This is a genomic window from Enterobacter cloacae complex sp. 2022EL-00788 (genome assembly GCF_026627565.1).
In the GTDB taxonomy this organism is placed as follows: domain Bacteria; phylum Pseudomonadota; class Gammaproteobacteria; order Enterobacterales; family Enterobacteriaceae; genus Enterobacter; species Enterobacter pasteurii.
In genome coordinates, this window is record NZ_JAPNMC010000015.1 from 34,901 (window position 1) to 55,438 (window position 20,538).

The 20,538-nt window shown below is 58.1% G+C and carries 20 protein-coding genes; 12 read left to right on the top strand and 8 right to left on the bottom strand.

Annotated elements, in window-relative coordinates; all coding sequences use genetic code 11:
* The first annotated feature begins 53 nt into the window (after positions 1-53).
* Positions 54-368: a DUF485 domain-containing protein gene (locus OWK27_RS19835; protein ID WP_267591049.1), complete on the top strand. Its 315-nt coding sequence runs from the start codon at positions 54-56 to the stop codon at positions 366-368.
* Positions 365-2,014, top strand: coding sequence for a cation/acetate symporter ActP (actP, locus tag OWK27_RS19840; protein ID WP_148422179.1), 1,650 nt, complete (start codon positions 365-367; stop codon positions 2,012-2,014). The genes OWK27_RS19835 and actP overlap by 4 nt, the downstream gene beginning before the upstream one ends.
* Before the next feature lie 31 nt (positions 2,015-2,045).
* Here the strand turns inward: actP and OWK27_RS19845 are convergent, their stop codons facing one another.
* Both OWK27_RS19845 and OWK27_RS19850 read right to left on the bottom strand, forming a co-directional pair.
* Complete coding sequence (locus OWK27_RS19845) at positions 2,046-2,735, bottom strand: LrgB family protein (protein ID WP_242169975.1); 690 nt, start codon at positions 2,733-2,735, stop codon at positions 2,046-2,048.
* Positions 2,728-3,138, bottom strand: a complete 411-nt coding sequence (locus OWK27_RS19850; protein WP_267591050.1) for a CidA/LrgA family protein — start codon at positions 3,136-3,138, stop codon at positions 2,728-2,730. Before OWK27_RS19850 ends, OWK27_RS19845 begins: the two co-directional genes overlap by 8 nt.
* A gap of 102 nt (positions 3,139-3,240) precedes the next feature.
* On the opposite strand from OWK27_RS19850, the gene OWK27_RS19855 reads away from it, so the two are divergent.
* Complete coding sequence (locus tag OWK27_RS19855) at positions 3,241-4,146, top strand: LysR family transcriptional regulator (protein WP_148422185.1); 906 nt, start codon at positions 3,241-3,243, stop codon at positions 4,144-4,146.
* A gap of 65 nt (positions 4,147-4,211) precedes the next feature.
* Here OWK27_RS19855 and OWK27_RS19860 read toward each other — a convergent pair whose 3' ends face one another.
* The 4 genes from OWK27_RS19860 to soxR form a co-directional block, all read right to left on the bottom strand.
* Positions 4,212-5,858 (bottom strand): Na+/H+ antiporter, encoded by a 1,647-nt coding sequence (locus OWK27_RS19860; RefSeq protein WP_148422186.1) that lies wholly within the window; start codon positions 5,856-5,858, stop codon positions 4,212-4,214.
* A gap of 152 nt (positions 5,859-6,010) precedes the next feature.
* Positions 6,011-7,360 carry a guanine/hypoxanthine transporter GhxP gene (gene ghxP, locus OWK27_RS19865; RefSeq protein WP_148422188.1) on the bottom strand — a complete coding sequence of 450 codons (1,350 nt, stop codon included), beginning with the start codon at positions 7,358-7,360 and terminating at the stop codon, positions 6,011-6,013.
* Between the two features lie 297 nt (positions 7,361-7,657).
* A complete protein-coding gene (locus tag OWK27_RS19870) occupies positions 7,658-8,329 on the bottom strand; it encodes a glutathione S-transferase family protein (protein WP_148422190.1) in 672 nt (223 codons plus the stop codon).
* Between the two features lie 295 nt (positions 8,330-8,624).
* A complete protein-coding gene (gene soxR, locus OWK27_RS19875; protein ID WP_176608944.1) occupies positions 8,625-9,083 on the bottom strand; it encodes a redox-sensitive transcriptional activator SoxR in 459 nt (152 codons plus the stop codon).
* Between the two features lie 98 nt (positions 9,084-9,181).
* Here soxR and soxS point away from each other — a divergent pair, with 98 nt between their 5' ends.
* The gene (gene soxS / locus OWK27_RS19880) at positions 9,182-9,508 is read left to right on the top strand and encodes a superoxide response transcriptional regulator SoxS (protein ID WP_148422194.1); all 327 of its coding nucleotides are present in this window, start codon (positions 9,182-9,184) and stop codon (positions 9,506-9,508) included.
* Between the two features lie 6 nt (positions 9,509-9,514).
* Here the strand turns inward: soxS and OWK27_RS19885 are convergent, their stop codons facing one another.
* Positions 9,515-11,080 carry an EAL domain-containing protein gene (locus OWK27_RS19885; protein ID WP_176608946.1) on the bottom strand — a complete coding sequence of 522 codons (1,566 nt, stop codon included), beginning with the start codon at positions 11,078-11,080 and terminating at the stop codon, positions 9,515-9,517.
* 721 nt (positions 11,081-11,801) lie between these two features.
* Between OWK27_RS19885 and OWK27_RS19890 the strand changes: the two genes are divergently transcribed.
* The 8 genes from OWK27_RS19890 (at position 11,802) to fecE (ending at position 19,771) form a co-directional block, all read left to right on the top strand.
* A complete protein-coding gene (locus tag OWK27_RS19890; protein WP_148422198.1) occupies positions 11,802-12,083 on the top strand; it encodes a YjcB family protein in 282 nt (93 codons plus the stop codon).
* 121 nt (positions 12,084-12,204) lie between these two features.
* Positions 12,205-12,726: a ferric citrate uptake sigma factor FecI gene (gene fecI, locus OWK27_RS19895; RefSeq protein ID WP_020686643.1), complete on the top strand. Its 522-nt coding sequence runs from the start codon at positions 12,205-12,207 to the stop codon at positions 12,724-12,726.
* Positions 12,723-13,676, top strand: a complete 954-nt coding sequence (gene fecR, locus OWK27_RS19900; RefSeq protein ID WP_267591051.1) for a ferric citrate uptake sigma factor regulator FecR — start codon at positions 12,723-12,725, stop codon at positions 13,674-13,676. Before fecI ends, fecR begins: the two co-directional genes overlap by 4 nt.
* An 86-nt stretch (positions 13,677-13,762) precedes the next feature.
* The gene (fecA, locus tag OWK27_RS19905; RefSeq protein ID WP_193356426.1) at positions 13,763-16,087 is read left to right on the top strand and encodes a TonB-dependent Fe(3+) dicitrate receptor FecA; all 2,325 of its coding nucleotides are present in this window, start codon (positions 13,763-13,765) and stop codon (positions 16,085-16,087) included.
* A 74-nt stretch (positions 16,088-16,161) separates the two neighbouring features.
* A complete protein-coding gene (locus OWK27_RS19910; RefSeq protein ID WP_267591052.1) occupies positions 16,162-17,064 on the top strand; it encodes a Fe(3+) dicitrate ABC transporter substrate-binding protein FecB in 903 nt (300 codons plus the stop codon).
* Positions 17,061-18,056, top strand: coding sequence for an iron-dicitrate ABC transporter permease FecC (fecC, locus tag OWK27_RS19915; RefSeq protein ID WP_267591070.1), 996 nt, complete (start codon positions 17,061-17,063; stop codon positions 18,054-18,056). Before OWK27_RS19910 ends, fecC begins: the two co-directional genes overlap by 4 nt.
* Positions 18,053-19,003, top strand: a complete 951-nt coding sequence (gene fecD / locus OWK27_RS19920; protein WP_193356424.1) for a Fe(3+) dicitrate ABC transporter permease subunit FecD — start codon at positions 18,053-18,055, stop codon at positions 19,001-19,003. Before fecC ends, fecD begins: the two co-directional genes overlap by 4 nt.
* Positions 19,004-19,771: a Fe(3+) dicitrate ABC transporter ATP-binding protein FecE gene (fecE, locus tag OWK27_RS19925; protein WP_267591053.1), complete on the top strand. Its 768-nt coding sequence runs from the start codon at positions 19,004-19,006 to the stop codon at positions 19,769-19,771.
* 45 nt (positions 19,772-19,816) lie between these two features.
* Here fecE and OWK27_RS19930 read toward each other — a convergent pair whose 3' ends face one another.
* On the bottom strand, positions 19,817-20,452 hold the full coding sequence (locus OWK27_RS19930; protein WP_267591054.1) for a hypothetical protein: 636 nt from the start codon (positions 20,450-20,452) through the stop codon (positions 19,817-19,819).
* Between the last annotated feature and the right edge of the window lie 86 nt (positions 20,453-20,538).

Sequence of the window (20,538 nt, forward strand, 5' to 3'; positions counted from 1 at the left end):
AAAGGGGAGAGGGGACTAAAAACAAACCAACCTTACTTCTGGAGATTTCTGTGATGAATAACGATATTTGTCAGCAGATAGAGAATAGTGCGCACTACAGGGAGCTGGTCGAAAAACGGCAACGGTTTGCCTTCTTGCTTTCCATCATCATGCTGATCATCTACGTCGGCTTTATTCTGCTGATCGCCTTTGCCCCCCAGTGGCTCGGCACGCCGCTGCACTCCGGAACCAGCGTCACGCGCGGTATCCCGATTGGCATTGGCGTTATTGTGATTTCATTCCTGCTGACCGGCGTCTACGTCTGGCGCGCGAACGGCGAATTCGATCGCCTTAATAAAGCGGTACTGCAAGAGGTAAAAGCATCATGAAGCGAGTCCTGACGGCGCTTGCCGCCACACTTCCCTTTGCCGCCCACGCGGCAGATGCCCTTACCGGCGAGGTCCAGCGCCAGCCTACCAACTGGCAGGCGATTGTTATGTTCCTGATTTTCGTCGTGCTGACGCTGTACATCACCTACTGGGCGTCAAAGCGCGTGCGCTCCCGTAACGATTACTATACCGCGGGCGGCAATATTACCGGCTTCCAGAACGGGCTGGCGATTGCGGGCGATTTTATGTCTGCCGCCTCCTTCCTCGGGATTTCCGCGCTGGTCTATACCTCCGGCTATGACGGCCTGATCTACTCCCTCGGATTCCTCGTCGGCTGGCCGATCATTCTGTTCCTGATTGCCGAGCGCCTGCGTAACCTTGGCCGCTATACCTTTGCGGACGTGGCCTCCTATCGTCTGAAGCAAGGCCCTATCCGCATGCTCTCCGCCTGCGGTTCGCTGGTGGTGGTGGCCCTGTATCTGATCGCTCAGATGGTGGGTGCAGGCAAGCTGATCGAGCTGCTGTTTGGCCTGAACTACCACGTCGCGGTGGTGCTGGTTGGCGTGCTGATGGTGATGTACGTCCTGTTCGGCGGCATGCTCGCCACCACCTGGGTGCAGATCATCAAAGCCGTGCTGCTGCTATTCGGCGCGAGCTTCATGGCCTTTATGGTGATGAAGCACGTGGGCTTCAGCTTCAATAATCTGTTTACCGAAGCGATGGCGGTGCACCCGAAAGGGGAAGCGATCATGAGCCCGGGCGGGCTGGTGAAAGATCCGATATCCGCGCTCTCTCTCGGTCTCGGCCTGATGTTCGGTACCGCAGGCCTGCCGCATATCCTGATGCGCTTCTTCACGGTATCAGACGCGCGTGAGGCGCGTAAGAGCGTGTTCTACGCCACCGGCTTTATGGGTTATTTCTACATCCTGACCTTTATCATCGGCTTCGGCGCGATCATGCTGGTGGGTGCAAACCCGGCGTTTAAGGACGCGGCGGGTGCGCTGATCGGCGGTAACAACATGGCGGCGGTGCATCTGGCCGACGCGGTGGGCGGTAACCTGTTCCTCGGCTTTATCTCTGCCGTGGCCTTCGCCACCATCCTCGCGGTGGTTGCAGGGCTGACGCTGGCTGGCGCGTCTGCGGTATCCCACGACCTTTACGCCAACGTCTTCCGTAAAGGCGCAAGCGAGCGCGATGAGCTGAAGGTCTCCAAAATCACCGTGCTGGTGCTGGGCGTGGTGGCGATCCTGCTGGGCATTCTGTTTGAGAAGCAGAACATCGCCTTTATGGTGGGGCTGGCCTTCTCGATTGCCGCAAGCTGTAACTTCCCGATCATTCTGCTCTCCATGTACTGGTCAAAACTGACCACCCGAGGGGCAATGATTGGCGGCTGGCTGGGGCTGCTGACGGCGGTGATTTTGATGATCCTCGGCCCGACCATCTGGGTGCAGATCCTCGGTCACGAAAGCGCGATCTTCCCGTATGAATACCCGGCGCTGTTCTCCATTGCCGTGGCGTTTATCGGGATCTGGTTCTTCTCGGCTACCGATAATTCACCGGAGGGTAACCTGGAGCGTGAGAAATTCCGCGCCCAGTTTATCCGCTCGCAAACCGGCCTGGGCGTTGAGCAGGGCCGCGCGCACTAAGCCTTACTCCCCGGCCGCTCCGGCCGGGGTTTTAAAACATCACCCACGCCACCAGCGGTGCAATCAGCACCATCAGTACGCCCGAAAGCATCATCACCAGGCTTGCCACGACCCCTTCCTGCTGGCCGAGCTCGTACGAACGCGCCGTCCCCGCACCGTGCGACGCCGCGCCAAACCCCGCCCCTTTCGCCATCCCTTCGCGGATAGAAAGCCGCAGGAACAGCACATCCCCCACCGCCATACCAAAGACGCCCGTGACCACCACAAACAGCGCCACCAGATCCGGCTGTCCGCCGAGCGGCTTCGCGGCCGCCAGCGCAAACGGCGTGGTCACCGAACGCACGGCCAGGCTGCGCTGAATTTCATCGGACAGGGTAAACAGCCGCGCCAGCCAGACGGAACTGCACACCGCCACCACCGTCGCGGTGATAACGCCCGCGCAGAGGGACATCCAGTGACGTTTGATAACGCGCAGATTGTCATACACCGGCACCGCAAAGGCGACGGTAGCCGGGCCGAGCAGCCACAGTAGCCAGTGGGATTCGCCGATGTAGTTCTGCCAGGAGATATGGCCGAAGACCAGCATCAGCACCAGCAGGATCGGCGTAAAAACCAGCGGCATCAGCGGCAGCGCGCGAAAGCGGCGATACAGGCGCTTGTTGGCATAGTAGATCGCCACCGTCGCAATCAGGCACAGTACGCTTATCTGAAAGTTAGTCATGCTTGTGCCTGCTGATTTCAAACCGATACACCTTATCCACCACCCAGGCGGTAGTGCCCAGCACCATCAGCGTGCTCAGGGCGATAACCGCGAAGATGCGCCAGCCGTCGACCATCAGCAGCTGCGCATAGTTCACTACCGCCACCACGGCCGGCACGAAGAACAGCAGCATCTCCGCCAGCAGCCAGCGCGCGCCGGCCCGCACCCAGCTAAGGGGCAAGACGCGCGAGAGGATCAGCGTCAGCATCAGCACCATCCCCACCAGGTTGGCGGGTAAAGGCAGATGCAGCCAGTCGACAAGATATTCCGCAAAAACAAACAGTCCCGCGTAGAGCAGTACCTGAACCGGTACCTGGAGTCGTTGCACAACGGCAGGCGTAACACGGCTTAACGCCACGGCCATGGGGGTTTTCCTCAGAAATGAGACGAGGCGCCAGTATAGTGAGCGTACGTAATCGACTGAAATGAATTAAAATCATCGAAGGTATAGTTTCGAGGAATAATCATGGACATAAGAACGCTGCGCTATTTTGTCGAGGTGGTTCGCCAGCAAAGTTTTACCCGCGCAGCGGAGAAGTTGTTCGTTACCCAGCCCACCATCAGCAAGATGCTGAAAAACCTTGAGGATGAGCTGAACTGTACCCTGCTGATCCGCGACGGACGCAAGCTGCTGCTGACCGATACCGGACGCGTGGTGTTCGAACGCGGGCTGGCGATCCTCGCAGAGTTCCGCCAGCTGGAGGCCGAGCTTGGCGATATCAACCACCTGACGAAGGGGCTGCTGCGGCTCGGCATTCCGCCGATGGTCGGCATGATGATGGCCGGACCGATAAGCCTGTTCCGCCAGCGCTACCCCGGCGTTGAGCTAAAAATTTCCGAGTTTGGCGGCCTGACCGTGCAGCAGGCGGTGATGAACGGCGAGCTCGACGTTGCCATGACGGCCCTTCCCGTGGAGGAAGAGAGCGGCCTGGCGACGCTGCCGCTGTTCAGCCATCCGCTGTGCGTTCTGGTGCCGCGTTCCGGCGACTGGCTGAAAACTGACTCGGTGAAGCCCGAGCTGCTCGGCGAACACCCTTTGCTGATCTATAACGAAGATTTCGCCTTAAGCCGCCAGCTGATGGCGCTGTTTAATCACCACAGCGTGAAGCCGCGCATTGCGGTGCGCAGCGGCCAGTGGGATTTTCTGGCTGCCATGGTGCAGGCGGGCGTGGGGATTGCCATTCTGCCGCAGCCCATCTGCGAGCGTCTGGATAAAAGCACGCTGCGCTGGATCCCACTCGAAAGCGATCTGCACTGGCAGCTGGGGATGATCTGGCGGGAAGGGGTGTATCTGTCGCACAGCGCGCAGGCGTGGCTGGAGTGTTGCGAGGGGTTTTGGGTTTCCCCCTCACCCCAACCCCTCTCCCCATAGGGGCGAGGGGCTCGATCGGTTCCCTCTCCCCTATGGGGAGAGGGTCAGGGTGAGGGGCAACAGCGCTACTGATTCTCTATCAGCAGCGCTTCCAGCAGATCCAGATCGTGCAGCAGCTTTTGCAGCGTCTCGTTGCTGATCTGACGCGTCGCGCGCAGGTGATACAGCTCGGCACGCTCGGAGCGCAGCGCCGCAAGGCGGAAACGCCGCTCCAGGTTCTCTTCCTGCAACGAGCTTTCCACGTCGTTACGTCCGTCAGCACGGCGACGCAAATTACCTATCACGCGTGAGCTGACTTCCTTCAGCAGCTGGTTATCAATATTCTCTTCGGCATCGGCTGCCAGACGCTCCTCCATCTTCTCGATGGCCACAATCGCCACCTCTGCCGTCGCCGCACGGGCAATCCGCTCCTCTTTGTGCTGCTGCGAAGAGTCACCCGCGTCAATATGTTGCAGCAGAATCGGCAGCATAATCACGCCGACAAACAGCGAGAAGAGGATCACGCCCGCCGCCAGGAACACCAGTTCGTAACGCGCCGGGAAGACGTCGCCCGTCGGCAGCAGCAGCGGAATAGAGAGCACACCGGCAAGGGTAATCGCCCCGCGAACGCCAGCGAAAGAGGCAATCAGCAGCTCGCGCGTGGTCCAGGAGCCGAACTCCATCGGCTTTTTCGTCAGGAAGCGAACGCTGAACTTTTTCATCGTCCACAGCCAGCCGAAACGCACCAGCATCAGCGCGATGTAGATCAGCACGATATCGGTAAACAGCATCCAGACTTCAACGTTGGGATCCGCTTCTGCCGCGATAAGCGAGGATTCCATGATGCCCGGCAGCTGCAGGCCCAACAGCAGGAAGACCATGCCGTTAAAGACAAACTCCAGCATCGCCCAGGTGCTGTTTGCGCGCAGGCGCATCGCCAGCGGCGCGCGGCGCATCACGCCGGAACGGGTGATGGTCATCCCCGCCGCTACCGCCGCCAGAATGCCCGATACGCCGATATGTTCGGCAATCAGGTAGGAGGCAAACGGCAGCAGGAACAGCAGAACGATCTGCGTCGCCGGCTCATCGCCGCCCCAGCGGCTGAGGAAGCGCAGCGAGCGGCCGTACAGCCAGCTCACCACAAAGCCTGCGAGGATGCCGCCAATCGCCACCTTGAAGAACTCCAGGGTCGCGCCGCCCACGGTAAAGACCATGGTTCCCATGGCAACCGCCACGGCAAACTTCAGGGCCACCAGGCCGGAGGCGTCGTTCATCAGCGCCTCGCCCTGCAATATGCCCATGATTTTCTTTGGAATACGGCCTTCGCCCACGATGCCGGACAGCGCCACGGCGTCGGTAGGCGACAGCACGGCGGCCAGCGCAAAGGCGGGAATTAACGGGATACCCGGTACGGCCCAGTAGATCAGGAAGCCAATCCCAACCACGGTAACGACCACCAGCGCCAGCGCCAGCCCGAAGATCTCTCGCCCGTGCTCAAGAAATTCGCGCGTCGGCGTTTTCCAGCCATCGGCAAACAGCAGCGGCGGGATAAACAGCACGAGGAACAGTTCCGGATCGAACTCCACGTGCAGACCGAACGTCGGCCACGCCAGCAGCGCGCCGATAGCTATTTGCATTAAAGGCAGGGGGACCTGGAAGGGCAGTACGCGTGTAACCACCCCGGATAATGAGACCACAAGGGTCATGATGAGTATTGTGAAGAAAATTTCCATGCGTTCCCTGTTTGCTGTGTTACTTATGTACTACGGAAGGCGTCGTGCCTTTTATTCTATCCTCACCAGAGTAACGCAAAAGACAACGGGATGAGTCCTGAAAATAAAAAAACGGGCGGCCTTAGCCACCCGTTTTCGCATCAAAGGTTAACTCAGATTGCCCAGCCGCCCGCGTAGAACGCGACCAGCGCAACGGCGATAACCACGGTACCAACGTTCAGCTTGCGCCACTCGCCGGATACCAGACGGCCAATCACCAGCGAGGCGAAACCGATCATAATGCCGGTCACGATGTTACAGGTCAGCACGATAAACACCGCGGTGATCAGGCCGGACATGGCATCCACGAAATCCGCAAAGTCGATTTTCGCCACGTTGCTCAGCATCAGCAGGCCGACGTACATCAGCGCAGGCGCGGTCGCGTAAGCCGGCACCAGATAGGAGAGCGGCGAGAGGAACAGGATCAGCAGGAACAGCACGCCGACGGTAATTGCCGTCAGGCCGGTTTTACCGCCTGCCGCCGTACCCGCCGCGGACTCAATGTACACTGCCGCAGGCGCGGCCCCTACCAGCCCAGAGAAGACGCTGCTCAGGGAGTCGGTGGTCAGCGCTTTGCCGCCGTCGATAATCTGACCGTCTTTATCCAGCAGGTTTGCCTGACCGGCCACGGCACGAATGGTACCGGTCGCGTCAAACACGGCGGTCATCACCAGCGCCAGCACGCTTGGCAGAATAACCGGGTTCAGCGCGCCCACGATGTCCAGGCTGCCGATCAGAGAGTTGCCGTTGTCGTCGCTCAGCGACGGCATGGCGAAGATACCGGAGAAATGAACGGCTGGATCGAAGATCAGGCCGACGATGGAAACGCCGATAATGGTCAGCAGAATGCCGCCCGGCACCTTCAGCTTTTCAAGACCGATAATTACCGCCAGCCCCACCAGCGACATGATCACCGGGAAGCTCGCGAAGTTACCCAGCGCAACCGGCAGGCCGTCCAGCGGGTTCTTGATGACCAGGCCCACGCCGTTCGCGGCAATCAGCAGCAGGAACAGGCCGATACCGATACCGGTACCGTGCGCCACGCCCTGCGGCAGGTTGCGCAAAATCCAGCTACGGATGCCGGTGGCAGAGATTACGGTGAACAGTACCCCCATCAGGAATACCGCGCCGAGCGCTACCGGCACGCTGATCTGCTGGCCCAGCACCAGGCTGAAGGCGGTAAACGCGGTCAGGGAGATGGCGCAACCGATCGCCAGCGGCAGGTTCGCCCACAGGCCCATCACAATAGAGCCAACACCCGCAACCAGACAGGTAGCAACAAAAACCGCCGCTGGCGGGAAGCCGGCCTTGCCGAGCATGCCCGGCACGACGATAACGGAGTACACCATCGCCAGGAACGTCGTCAGACCGGCAACGACTTCCTGACGCACGGTGCTGCCGCGTGCAGAAATTTTAAACATGGCGTCAAGTGAACCGCCGGTACGCGCGGATGGCGTAGACATAGAAAACATCCCCTGAGAGTTTTTATAGAAAGTCCGTAAGCGTGGTGGAGACTCCACTGCCAGCGAAACGTCAAATCCTTGTGCTGCGTTTGCGACGAAAGGGGCGTCACAAAAAAAGCAAACGTTTAGCTCCGCGCTTACAAAACGGGTGGTCAAATTTAGGCAAACGATTATCCAGCCTAATACCCGCCCTTTTCAACTGAACTTTCTCGTTTTTCGCTAAAATTCCCTTATGACGATGAAGAAGTAAACAGAGGATGCGCAAACGTTATCGTCCATGCGCAATTTCGTTACAGGTCATCCCTCGCCGGGAATGGTCAGCGGGCCGCCTTTCTCCAGCGTGGTCTGCCAGCCGGGACGCGCTTCCACTCTCTGCTTCCACGCCTGAATATGGTCCAGATTGTCGATGCCGCCTCGCGCCAGCAGGGCAAAAAGCGGAAAACTCATCTGTATATCGGCCATGGTCAGCGCGTCGCCCGCAAACCAGGGGCGCTTAGCCAGATAATCGTTGATAAAACGCGCGTGCGTTTCCAGCTGGCGGTTGAGATATGCCTTTTGCACCCCCTGCCCCAGCGCCTTACCCAGCGTGCGCAGGCCAAACGGTACGGGAGGTTTACCCAGGCTGCTAAAGACCAGCTTCATTAACAGCAGCGGCATCAGCGAACCTTCGGCGTAGTGGAGCCAGAATCGATACTGCACTTTATTGGCGGGATCTAACGGCTTGAATCGTGATTCCGGATCGTACGTTTCCTGAAGATATTCCAGGATCGCCCCCGATTCGGCCAGAACCAGTCCGTTATCTTCCAGCACCGGGGATTTACCCAGCGGATGCACTTTTTTGAGCGAGTCAGGCGCCAGCATGGATTTTTCGCGCTGGTAGCGCACAATCTCATACGTCAGCCCCAGCTCCTCCAGCGCCCAGAGGACGCGATGTGAACGAGACTGGTTAAGGTGGTGGACCGTTAGCATGATGTTCTCCTGTGAGTCATACTTATTAACTATAGAAAACTGAACAACTTCACGAAAAAAATTCGGCTAAAATCCGACCGTCCCCGCTGGAAAAAACGACCACCACGCTTAAAATTAAAGTGTCAGCACAAACCGGAACCTCCTCCACAAGCTCGACACGAGGGGTGCTGATGTCGGGGGAAACCCTCCCGTGAACCAGCGGGATAGAGCGAAAGACAAAGACCGGAAATAAACTAAAGCGCCCTTGTGGCGCTTTAGTTTTTGATGCTTTTACACGACAACAGGCGGCGCAGGCTCAATCTTCCTCCAGCAGGCGCGCCCCCGTCCCCTGCTCGCCCAGCCTGTCGCCCGGGTTACGCAGCGGGCAATCGCTACGGGATAAGCACCCGCAGCCAATGCAACCGTCCAGCTCATCGCGCAGCGCTACCAGGGTATGAATACGCCGGTCAAGTTCCTCTCGCCACTGGGACGACAGCTCCTTCCACTCTTTTGCGCTCAGGGAGTGCCCTTCCGGCAACACGCCGAACGCGTCCCCAATCGTGGCCAGGGGGATGCCGATACGTTGCGCAATTTTAATGATGGCCACGTAGCGGAGCACGTCACGGGTGTAGCGCCGCTGGTTTCCGGCGTTACGGATACTTTTTATTAACCCTTTGCTTTCATAGAAGTGAAGCGCCGACACCGCCACGCCGCTTCGCTTAGCCACTTCACCGGGGGTTAACAGCGCTTTGATGCGCGGCAATCTCTTTTCCATAAAACCTCTTTACCTCAAGTTAACTTGAGGAATTATACTCCCCCGCAGAGAAAACGACGAATCAACCAGGACAGATGTCTCCACAGAGGGGTAACCTTATGTCGCATCAGCAAATTATTCAGACGCTTATTGAATGGATTGATGAACACATCGACCAGCCGTTAAGCATTGATGTGGTCGCTAAGAAGTCGGGCTATTCGAAATGGTATCTTCAGAGAATGTTCCGCACCGTGATGCACCAGACGCTCGGGGACTATATCCGCCAGCGCAGGCTGCTGCTGGCGGCACAGGCGTTACGCTCTACGCAGCGGCCCATTTTTGATATCGCGATGGATTTGGGTTATGTGTCGCAACAAACGTTTTCCCGCGTGTTCCGCCGCGAGTTTGACCGTACGCCGAGCGACTACCGCCATCAGCTTAATTAATGCGTGTTAACGCGATGGCTGCTGCTGCCAGGCCATAAACGCCTGGGGCGGCATCGCTTTCGCGAAGTGCCATCCCTGACAGTACTGCACGCCGCGTTTCAGCAGCCAGCTCACCTGATCCCCCGTCTCGACCCCTTCCGCAATGGTCTTCAGCCGCAGGCTTTGCGCCATCTCTATGATGTGCTCGGCAATCAGGTGGCTGGTGCTGTTGGTGGTTAAGGTATCGATAAAGGATTTGTCGATTTTCAGAATATCGACGTTCAGCGAATAGAGGTTATGCAGGTTAGAGTAGCCGGTTCCGAAATCATCAATTGCCACTTCATAGCCCGCCTGGCGGAACGCCTGAATCACCGGCGTGGTTTTGGGCACATCAATAAAGCCACGCTCCGTCACCTCAATTTTGATCTGCTGCGCGCGAACCGCGTAGTAGCGGGCTTTGTCTGAGATCAGCGCGATAAGACGCGAGGAGTGGAAGTCCGAGGCCGACAGGTTAATCGAGATATAGAGATGAGGATGAGCGGCAAGAAAATGCCCCAAATCGCTGAACACCTCCTCCACGACGTAATCCGTTATGCGCTCAATCATCCCCTCTTTTTCGGCCAGGGGAATAAACTCCGCCGGGCTCATGACCTGTCCGTTAAAGCCGGGCCAGCGCAGCAGCGCCTCTGCACCCACGCACTGGTTATTTTTAATATCAATAATGGGCTGATAATGTACGCAAAGCTGCCGCTTATTCAGCGCCCGGTGCAGAAGGCGGCCAGGGGAATTAAATTCACGGTGCGTGCGGGACCACACCAGCAGAATAATAATGCTGCAAATCATCCCCAGCGGGAGAGTCAGGGTAGCCTGATGATAAAGCGTTTGATAAAAGCGGGCGCTGGAGGTTGAAACGATGGCGGCAATGGGCCGCGTATCCGATTTCACGATCGTATAAAACCGGTCATCCTTTTGAAACGCCGCGTCCTTATGTCCAATCATCGAGCTTAATAAGGAAATATTGGCTTTCTGGCTAACGGAAAAAAAAGCATTGCTGACGGTGTCATACACGCCCCACGCCAGGGCACGATCGTCTGACATCACTTCGCTATATGAAAGCGGATTAACCACCACCACATTATGTCCGCGCTGCACATATATCATTTTATAGCCGTTAAAAAATGGCGTATCGCGAAAATAATAGATGGCAACGTCGGGCTTACGATTGTAATTAGCAGTGGAGATCGTATAAGGATGTGCCGGTGTAGAAATGGTCGAACAAAGAAAACTCTGACCTTCAGCATAAATTAAATCAGCAACAAACAGGCGGCCGCGGACAACGTTCAACATATATTGGCGATGCTCCGGCGTACAAACTTTACCCTGATATTTTTCCGCCTCGTCCTGCGCCAGACCAATCTGTTGAATAACCAGTTCAGTTTTGTCTAAAGCAAGTTCAGCAAACGTGCGAAGCTGGGAACTGGTTTCCGACACGGCTCTCAGCTGGGCAAACCATAGCGCAAGCATCACCGGCAGCATGACTACCATGATAATCCCTACCGCTCTGAGCACCTTGCGCCGCGCGCTACGATTCATTTCCCGCTCTATATCCCTGCATGTTGTACGCCTGCGGCAATCAAGGCCGGCTGCTTTGAAAAACAGGTGATTACGTTGCATGAATCATGCGAAGTTAGCAACTGACTTTTGGTATTAAAAATCTGAAATTTCATGATGACGATAATATTTTCCCGTAAGCCAAACTAAAAGTATTCGTTTCGTTTAAGGTAAGGAAAATAATTACCCGCGGCAGGAGTGAAAAGTCCGCCAACATGAAATAGGGTGCTATTTGTTCCCGTGCTGATTTATAAATAATCAGATGCCAGGACCGTTTTCCGTTTTTCCGTACGCCTGGCGTCATATAAGGCATTATCGGCACGGGTCAGTATTGCTGAGTTTCCCGCTGCCGCTCACGCTTCAACCACGCCTGCGCTGAAGGAGAGCACCGGCGCCGCCCCAGGAGAGATTCGCCCCATGCCGCCGGCTGGTGCAGCTTTTTCAGCGAACGCCGGGCGTTGAGCGACGCCAGCGCCTGCATGCCGTCGTTAATAAGCGCCCGTTTTTCTTACATTATCTGTTCTCTGCACCGCAGAGATGCTGATTTACGCGACGGAGATATATTTTCCTGAGCTATAAATCCCCTTTTTTCGACGCGCAGAGACTGGCGAATAAAACAGCAAGTGTGATATAGTTCACACATCTTATGTAACGAGAAACATTGTTTCATTCCAGTTCGTCTGCTCTGTCGAGGATGGGTTTTATGGCAACCATTACCACCAGCATGGTACTCCTGCGCTGGCCGTTGTTAAGCGCGGTTTTGATGTTCCTGGCCAGCACGTTAAACATTCAGTTTCGAAAATCGGATTACGCGGGTCTTGCCGTCATTAGCACCCTGCTGGGACTAGGCGCCGCGTGCTGGTTCGCGACAGGTCTGCTCGGCATTACGCTGATGGATATGGCCGCCGTCTGGGAAAACATTAAAGTGGTAATGGTGGAAGCCATGAGCCATACGCCACCAGACTGGCCGATGGTCATTACCTGATTATCTATTGATAACAAGCTGTTGAAAGCCTCCTGCGGGAGGCTTTTTTATTTCCAATTGTAATGATAACCATTCTCATATTAATATAGCGGCGTGATGATTAACTTTTGATGCATTCCGCATGTCTGACCGCGCCGCCAACACAGCTTCCCTGACCCTTGAATCGCTTTACGGCGCGCATCACGGCTGGCTGAAAAACTGGCTTACCCGCAAACTGCAGTCCACCTTTGATGCCGATGATATCGCGCAGGACACCTTCCTGCGGGTGATGGGCAGTGACGCCCTGACCACAATCCGCGATCCGCGCGCCTTCCTGTGCACGGTTGCTAAACGGGTGATGGTCGATCTCTTTCGCCGAAACGCGCTGGAAAAAGCCTACCTGGAGATGCTGGCGCTTATGCCAGAGGCGCTGGCACCGTCACCGGAAGCGCGCGAAAGCCAGCTGGAAACCCTACAGCTTATCGACGCCATGCTTGACGGGCTCAGCGGCAAAACGCGCGAGGCTTTTTTGCTGTCACAGCTCGAGGGTCTTTCCTACAGCGAGATTGCCCAAAGGCAGTCCGTCTCCGTCAGCTCGGTGAAAAAATACGTGGCAAAGGCCGTTGAGCACTGCCTGCTGTTTCGCCTGGAGCACGGCCTGTGAATCCTTCCGTATCCGACTCCCGCCGCCGGGCACTGCGCTCGGCATCGCACTGGTATGCGGTATTAAGCGGCGAACGCGTCAGCCCGCAGCAGGAAGCGCGCTGGCAGCAGTGGTATGAAGAGGACCAGGATAATCAGTGGGCCTGGCAGCAGGTCGAAAACCTGCACAGCCAGCTCGGCCGCGTGCCGGGTAAGGTTGCCTGCCGGGCGCTGCAGGACACCCATCTTACCCGTCGCCACGTCATGAAAGGTCTGCTGCTGTTGCTCGGCGTCGGCGGCGGCTGGCAGCTCTGGCACTCTGAAGCCGGGGAAGGCCTGCGTGCCGACTACCGTACCGCCAGAGGCGCGGTCAGCCATCAGCGGCTGGAGGATGGTTCACTGCTCGCGCTCAACACGCAGAGCGCAGCGGATGTTCGTTTTGACGAGCATCAGCGTACCGTCCGGCTCTGGTACGGCGAAATTGCCGTCGCTACCGCTAAAGATGAGCGCCAGCGGCCTTTCCGCGTTCTGACCCGCCAGGGCCAGCTCACCGCGTTAGGCACGCGGTTCTCCGTGCTGCATGAGGACAACAGCACGCTGCTCACGGTCCAGCAGCATGCCGTTGAGGTTTCACTGGCACGCCATCCTCAGGAAAAACGCATCGTAAATGCTGGCGAAAGCCTGCGGTTCAGCAACGCTGAGTTCGGCGAGACGACGCCGGCGGAGGAGGAAAGCGCCAGCTGGACGCAGGGGGTGCTGAGCTTTAGCGATAAACCGCTGGGTGAGGTTATTGCCACGCTGAGCCGCTACCGCAGCGGCGTACTGCGCTGCGATCCGGCGGTGGCGCAATTACGGCTGAGCGGCACCTTCCCGCTGAAAGATACCGATGCGGTTCTGAACGTTATAGCACAGACGCTGCCGGTGAAAATTCAGTCAGTTACGCGCTACTGGATCACCCTCTCCCCAGTGTAAGAAAAATAATTCTCATTTCGATTGTCCTTTTTACCCTTCTCGTTCGACTCATAGCTGAATACAACAAAAATGATGATGGAGAAGGTATGACGCCTTTACGCGTTTTTCACTCAGCAACACCTTTGGTTAACGCCATTCGCCTGAGCCTGCTGCCGCTGGCCGGGCTTTCGCTATCCGCCTTCGCCGTACAGGTTGATATCGCACCGGGCACGCTCGATAAAGCGCTTAACCAGTATGCCGCACGCAGCGGAATTACCCTGTCGGTTGACGCCAGCCTGACGCGCGGCAGGCAAAGTAACGGTCTGCACGGCGACTACAGCGTCGAAAGCGGCCTGCAGCAGCTGCTGAACGGCAGTGGCCTGCAGGTTAAAGCGCTGGGTAACAACAGCTGGACGCTGGAGCCTGCTCCCGCCCCACAGGAAGATGCCCTGATCGTATCAGGAGACTGGCTGGGCGAAGCGCGTGAAAACGACGTATTCGAACATGCCGGCGCGCGCGATGCGATCCGCCGTGAGGATTTCGCCAAAACCGGCGCAACCACCACGCGCGAAGTGCTCAACCGCATTCCCGGCGTTAACGCCCCGGACAATAACGGAACCGGCAGCCACGATCTGGCGATGAACTTTGGTATTCGCGGCCTCAACCCGCGTCTGGCCAGCCGCTCGACCGTGCTGATGGACGGTATTCCTGTGCCGTTTGCCCCTTACGGCCAGCCGCAGCTCTCGCTTGCACCCGTCTCGCTCGGCAACATGGATGCGATTGACGTGGTGCGCGGCGGCGGAGCGGTTCGCTACGGGCCGCAAAGCGTGGGCGGCGTGGTGAACTTTGTTACCCGCGCGATCCCACAGGATTTCGGCATCGAAGCGGGGGTGGAAGGCCAGCTCAGCCCCACCTCTTCACAAAACAACCCGAAAGAGACCCACAACCTGATGGTGGGCGGCACGGCGGATAGCGGATTCGGCACTGCCCTGCTCTACTCCGGCACCCGCGGCAGCGACTGGCGCGAGCACAGCGCAACCCGTATCGACGACCTGATGCTGAAAAGCAAATATGCGCCGAACGACGTGCACAGCTTTACCAGCCTGCTGCAATACTACGACGGCGAAGCAGATATGCCCGGCGGCCTGTCCCGCGCGGATTACAACGCCGACCGCTGGCAATCCACCCGTCCGTACGATCGTTTCTGGGGCCGTCGCAAGCTGGCAAGCCTGGGCTATCAGTACCAGCCTGACGGTCAGCATAAGTTTACCGTTCAGGGCTTTTATACCCAAACCCTGCGCAGCGGCTATCTGGAGCAGGGGAAACGTATCACGCTCTCCCCGCGAAACTACTGGGTACGCGGCATCGAGCCACGTTACAGCCAGAGCTTTACGATCGGCCCGACCGCGCACGAAGTGGGCGTAGGTTATCGCTACGTGAATGAATCCACCCACGAAATGCGCTACTACACCGCCACCCGTAGCGGCCAGCTGCCGTCCGGTTCAAGCCCTTACGACCGTGACACCCGCTCCGGTACCGAGGCGCACGCCTGGTATCTGGATGACAAAATTGACGTCGGCAACTGGACCATCACGCCGGGCATGCGTTTTGAACATATCGAGTCATACCAGAACAACGGCATCAAAGGCACGCACCAGGAAGTGAGCTACAACGCCCCGCTTCCGGCACTAAACGTGCTCTATCACCTGACTGACAGCTGGAATCTTTATGCAAACACCGAAGGCTCGTTCGGCACCGTACAGTACAGCCAGATTGGCAAGGCTGTGCAAAGCGGCAATGTGGAACCGGAAAAAGCGCGAACCTGGGAGCTCGGCACCCGATACGACGATGGGGCGCTGACGGCGGAAATGGGGCTGTTCCTGATTAACTTTAACAATCAGTACGACTCTAACCAGACTAACGACACCGTTACCGCGCGCGGCAAAACGCGCCACACCGGGCTGGAAACCCAGGCTCGTTACGATCTCGGTACCCTGACCCCGACGCTGGATAACGTCTCTGTTTACGCAAGCTACGCCTACGTTAATGCGGAGATCCGCGAGAAAGGCGACACCTATGGCAATCAGGTGCCGTTCTCCCCGAAACACAAAGGTACTCTGGGCGTGGACTACAGGCCGGGCAGCTGGACGTTCAACCTGAACGGCGATTTCCAGTCCAGCCAGTTTGCGGATAACGCCAACACCGTTAAAGAGAGCGCCGACGGCAGCACCGGACGCATTCCTGGCTTTATGCTCTGGGGCGCGCGCGTGGCGTACGACTTTGGCCCACGGATGGCCGATCTCAACCTGGCGTTCGGGGTGAAAAACATCTTCGACCAGGCGTACTTCACCCGCTCTTACGACGACAACAACAAAGGCATCTACGCTGGCCAGCCGCGCACGCTGTATATGCAGGGGTCGTTGAAGTTTTAACTCCCGCCAGCCCGACCTGCACGCGGGTTTGGCAGGTCGGGTCAGCGAAGCGCTACAGGACACAGGCTACTCACATGTTCACACCATTACGCACCCTCTTCGCCGCTCTGCTGCTGATCGCCGGCCACGCCTTTGCCGTCACGGTTCAGGACGAACGCGGCACGTTTACGCTGGATAAAACGCCGCAACGGATCGTGGTACTGGAGCTGTCGTTCGCGGACGCGCTGGCCGCCGTAGACGTCAGCCCGGTCGGTATTGCCGACGATAACGATATCAACCGCATCCTCCCCGAGGTGCGCGCGCGCCTGAAACCCTGGCAGTCCGTCGGCACGCGTGCGCAGCCGAGCCTGGAGGCGATCGGCGCCCTGAAGCCGGACCTGATTATAGCCGACAGCAGCCGTCATTCAGGCATCTATGGCGCGTTGCAGAATATTGCTCCGGTAATATTGCTCAAGTCACGGAACGAAACGTATGCGGAAAACCTGCAGTCTGCCGCCCTCATCGGCGACGTTGTGGGGAGATCAGCGCAGATGAAGGCCAGGCTGGCGCGTCATAAACAGCTGATGGCGCAGTGGGCCAGACAGCTGCCAAAGGGAACGCTGGCGATCTTCGGTACCTCCCGGGAACAGCAGTTCAACCTGCACACCCGGGAAACCTATACCGGCAGCGTCCTGACCGCCCTGGGGCTAAAGGTGCCGACGGCGATGGCCGGGGCATCCATGCCGTCTGTTGGGCTGGAGCAGCTGCTGGCGCTCAATCCGGCCTGGCTGCTGGTTGCGCATTATCGCGAAGAGAGCATCGTTAAGCGCTGGCAGCAGGATCCGCTCTGGCAGATGTTAACCGCGGCGCAAAAACAGCAGGTTGTTTCGGTCGACAGCAACGCCTGGGCGCGGATGCGCGGTATTTTCGCCGCCGAACGCATCGCCAGCGATACGGTAAAAATCGTTCATCACCAGCCTTTATCCGATGTGAAATAATGCCTATCAGACATCCGGCGCTACGGTGGGGCCTCCCCGCTGTCGCGCTCTTGCTTCTTTTCTGGCTGAGCCTGTTTTGCTACTCGGCCATTCCCGTTTCCGGGGCTGACGCTTTTCGCGCCCTGCTGCCTGGCCACGCGCCGACGCTCCCCGAGGCGCTGGTGCAAAACCTCAGGCTACCGCGCAGCCTGGTCGCGATCCTGACCGGTGCAAGCCTGGCCCTTGCAGGCTCGCTCCTGCAAACCCTGACGCATAACCCCATGGCCTCTCCTTCCCTGCTCGGCATTAACAGCGGGGCAGCGCTGGCCATGGCGCTCACCAGCGCGCTGAGCCCGACGCCGGTGGCCGGTTTTTCCCTCTCCTTCATCGCCGCATGCGGCGGCGGCGCGAGCTGGCTGCTGGTGATGACCGCAGGCGGCGGATTTCGCCATACGCAGGACAGAAACAGGCTGATCCTCGCGGGTATCGCCCTGTCGGCCTTTTGCATGGCCCTGACCCGCATTACGCTGCTGCTGGCGGAAGATCACGCTTACGGCATTTTCTACTGGCTCGCAGGGGGCGTTTCACACGCCCGCTGGCAGGAGTTCTGGCAGCTCCTGCCGGTGGTGGCCATTGCCGCGCCGGTCGTGCTGCTGGCGAAGCAGCTGAATCTGCTTAACGTCAGCGACAGCACCGCCCATACGCTGGGGGTGGATCTGCCGAGGCTGCGCCTCATCATCAACGTACTGGTGCTACTTCTGGTGGGAGCCTGCGTCAGCGTGGCGGGGCCGGTGGCCTTTATCGGGCTGCTGATGCCGCATCTGGCACGCTACTGGACAGGATTCGATCAGCGCAGCGTTTTGCCGATGAGCATGCTGCTGGGCGCGATGTTTATGCTGCTGGCTGATGTACTCGCCCGCGCGCTGGCTTTCCCCGGCGATCTTCCCGCCGGCGCGGTGCTGGCGCTGGCCGGTGCCCCCTGCTTTGTCTGGCTGGTCAGGAGGCGGGGATGAAAAAGGTGCTGGCCATCGTGCTTGCCCTGGCAGGGTGTTCCCTGCTGTCGCTCCATCTGGGCGTAATCCTCGTTCCGTGGCGTTCGCTGCTGACCGACTGGCAGCCCGGACGCGAGCACTATTACGTATTGATGGATTACCGCCTGCCGCGCCTGCTGCTGGCGCTGTTTGTCGGGGCGGCCCTCGCGGTGGCGGGCGTGCTGGTGCAGGGGATCGTACGTAATCCCCTGGCCTCGCCGGATATTCTCGGCATCAACCATGCCGCCAGCCTTGCCTCGGTGGGCGCTTTGCTGCTTATCCCGTCGCTGCCGGTGATGGTCCTGCCGCTGCTGGCGTTTGCCGGAGGCATGGCGGGTCTTTTCCTGCTGAAAATGCTGGCAAATACCCGACAGGCGATGAAGCTGGCGCTGACGGGGGTCGCCCTTTCAGCCTGCTGGGCAAGCCTGACGGATTACCTCATGCTCCTGCACCCGCAGGATGTGAACAGTGCCCTGACGTGGCTGACCGGCAGCCTGTGGGGACGCGACTGGACCTTTGTGAAAATTGCCGTGCCGCTGCTGATGGTATTTCTGCCCCTGAGCCTGCGTTTTTGCCGCGATCTTGACCTGCTGGCCCTGGGCGATGCCCGGGCAGCCACGCTCGGCGTATCGGTATCCCGCACCCGGTTTCGGGGCCTCCTGCTGGCGGTTGCCATGACCGCAACCGGCGTGGCCGTCTGCGGTCCCGTCAGCTTTATCGGCCTCGTGGTGCCGCATATGGTGCGAAAAATTACCGGCGGAAGACACCGCAGGCTGCTGCCCGTTTCTGCCCTGACGGGCGCGCTGTTACTGGTTATCGCCGACCTGCTGGCGCGGGTGATTCATCCGCCGCTGGAGCTTCCGGCAGGCGTTATGACCGCGATTATCGGCGCGCCGTGGTTCGTCTGGCTGCTTGTGAGAATGCGATAAATGACGTTACGAACTGAAAATCTGTCCCTCCGCTACGGCACGCAAACGGTGCTCGACGGGCTATCTCTTACGCTGCCTGCGGGAAAGGTCACCGCGCTGCTCGGCCCTAACGGCTGTGGAAAATCGACGCTCCTGAACTGCTTTTCCCGGCTGTTAACCCCAGAGTCCGGGACGATACTGCTTGATGAACAGCCTGTCGCAGGCATGACGGCCCGCCAGCTGGCTCGTCGTCTGGCCTTGCTGCCGCAACACCATTTAACGCCCGAGGGTATCACCGTTCGGGAACTGGTCTCTTATGGCCGCAGCCCGTGGCTACCGCTATGGGGGCGTTTATCCGTTGAAGACAACGCCCGCGTTAACGTGGCCATGAGCCAGACCCAAACCCACGCTCTGGCTGACCGGCGGTTAACCGAACTGTCTGGCGGCCAGCGCCAGCGCGCGTTCCTGGCAATGGTGCTGGCGCAGGATACCCCCGTCGTGCTGCTTGATGAGCCAACGACGTATCTGGACATTAATCATCAGGTTGAGCTGATGCGTCTGATGGGTGACCTCAGGACGCAGGGAAAAACGGTGGTTGCAGTGCTGCACGATTTAAATCAGGCAAGCCGCTACTGCGATTATCTGGTGGTGCTGGCAAGCGGACGCGTGATGGCGCAGGGTACGCCAGAGGAGGTGATGACCCCCGCGTTGCTGAAAGCCGTGTTTAACGTGGAGGCGGAAATCCATCCGGAGCCGGTATCGGGCAGGCCGATGTGCGTGGTGGTGTAGTTTTTTACCGCCCGTAGCCGCGTTGACCATCGCGTACTAACATACCTACGCGCTAATCGGCAGCGGAAATTTACTGATAATCGCCAGTCGGTTCTGGTGGTGCTCTTCATCGCCCCAAAGCCAGTTCACCTGATCGCCTATATCACTGTCTTTCACAATCGGCCTCATTTCACAGGTGATCATGTCGTACGCATACAAATGATGCCCACTGGCGATGGCATCATATAGACGCGACTGCCAGAAGCTCATGCCATCTCGTGTCTGATGGCGGTCTGTAACAATGACGTTGTATTTTTCCAGTAAATAGTGAGAAAACACTTTTCCTGGCAAATCGCGCAACACGCCACGGTGCGACGGTTTAGGCGAGCGCCATATCAGAATTTGCGTCACTGGCATGTAATTTAAAAATGCATCTTTCTGATAAATCACGCGATTGTAGTAAACAATCTCCTGCGTAATTTCATTGACCAGCGCCAGTTCAAAGTGCTCATTAGGAATATCAGCAATTCGATTTTCAGCTCTGACAAAATGATATCCCGGCGGGAATGGGCCAAAGCACAGTTCTTCATCCACTGACGCGCAAGGGGAAATTTCGTTCAGCAACGCAGCGTTGTGGTTATCCACCGTGAGCATTGCGAATGTCTTCTGAACGTCTGCGGGATCAAAGAGTTGTTGTGGCATAGCTCCTCGCGGATGATATGGGTCAGGTACCCAATATAACGTGATGAGTATTAAACAAGAAGCCCTGCAACAGCAGGGCTTTTTTT

Excerpts from the sequence above, each read along its gene's own strand:
- soxS (WP_148422194.1), top strand. The coding sequence starts at position 9,182 with ATGTCGCATCAGCAAATTATTCAGACGCTTATTGAATGGATTGATGAA.
- OWK27_RS19885 (WP_176608946.1), bottom strand. The coding sequence starts at position 11,080 with ATGAATCGTAGCGCGCGGCGCAAGGTGCTCAGAGCGGTAGGGATTATC.
- fecI (WP_020686643.1), top strand. The coding sequence starts at position 12,205 with ATGTCTGACCGCGCCGCCAACACAGCTTCCCTGACCCTTGAATCGCTT.
- fecE (WP_267591053.1), top strand. The coding sequence starts at position 19,004 with ATGACGTTACGAACTGAAAATCTGTCCCTCCGCTACGGCACGCAAACG.
- OWK27_RS19890 (WP_148422198.1), top strand. The coding sequence starts at position 11,802 with ATGGCAACCATTACCACCAGCATGGTACTCCTGCGCTGGCCGTTGTTA.
- fecD (WP_193356424.1), top strand. The coding sequence starts at position 18,053 with ATGAAAAAGGTGCTGGCCATCGTGCTTGCCCTGGCAGGGTGTTCCCTG.
- OWK27_RS19870 (WP_148422190.1), bottom strand. The coding sequence starts at position 8,329 with ATGCTAACGGTCCACCACCTTAACCAGTCTCGTTCACATCGCGTCCTC.
- actP (WP_148422179.1), top strand. The coding sequence starts at position 365 with ATGAAGCGAGTCCTGACGGCGCTTGCCGCCACACTTCCCTTTGCCGCC.
- OWK27_RS19845 (WP_242169975.1), bottom strand. The coding sequence starts at position 2,735 with ATGACTAACTTTCAGATAAGCGTACTGTGCCTGATTGCGACGGTGGCG.
- ghxP (WP_148422188.1), bottom strand. The coding sequence starts at position 7,360 with ATGTCTACGCCATCCGCGCGTACCGGCGGTTCACTTGACGCCATGTTT.
- OWK27_RS19930 (WP_267591054.1), bottom strand. The coding sequence starts at position 20,452 with ATGCCACAACAACTCTTTGATCCCGCAGACGTTCAGAAGACATTCGCA.
- soxR (WP_176608944.1), bottom strand. The coding sequence starts at position 9,083 with ATGGAAAAGAGATTGCCGCGCATCAAAGCGCTGTTAACCCCCGGTGAA.
- OWK27_RS19860 (WP_148422186.1), bottom strand. The coding sequence starts at position 5,858 with ATGGAAATTTTCTTCACAATACTCATCATGACCCTTGTGGTCTCATTA.
- OWK27_RS19835 (WP_267591049.1), top strand. The coding sequence starts at position 54 with ATGAATAACGATATTTGTCAGCAGATAGAGAATAGTGCGCACTACAGG.
- OWK27_RS19855 (WP_148422185.1), top strand. The coding sequence starts at position 3,241 with ATGGACATAAGAACGCTGCGCTATTTTGTCGAGGTGGTTCGCCAGCAA.
- OWK27_RS19910 (WP_267591052.1), top strand. The coding sequence starts at position 16,162 with ATGTTCACACCATTACGCACCCTCTTCGCCGCTCTGCTGCTGATCGCC.
- OWK27_RS19850 (WP_267591050.1), bottom strand. The coding sequence starts at position 3,138 with ATGGCCGTGGCGTTAAGCCGTGTTACGCCTGCCGTTGTGCAACGACTC.
- fecA (WP_193356426.1), top strand. The coding sequence starts at position 13,763 with ATGACGCCTTTACGCGTTTTTCACTCAGCAACACCTTTGGTTAACGCC.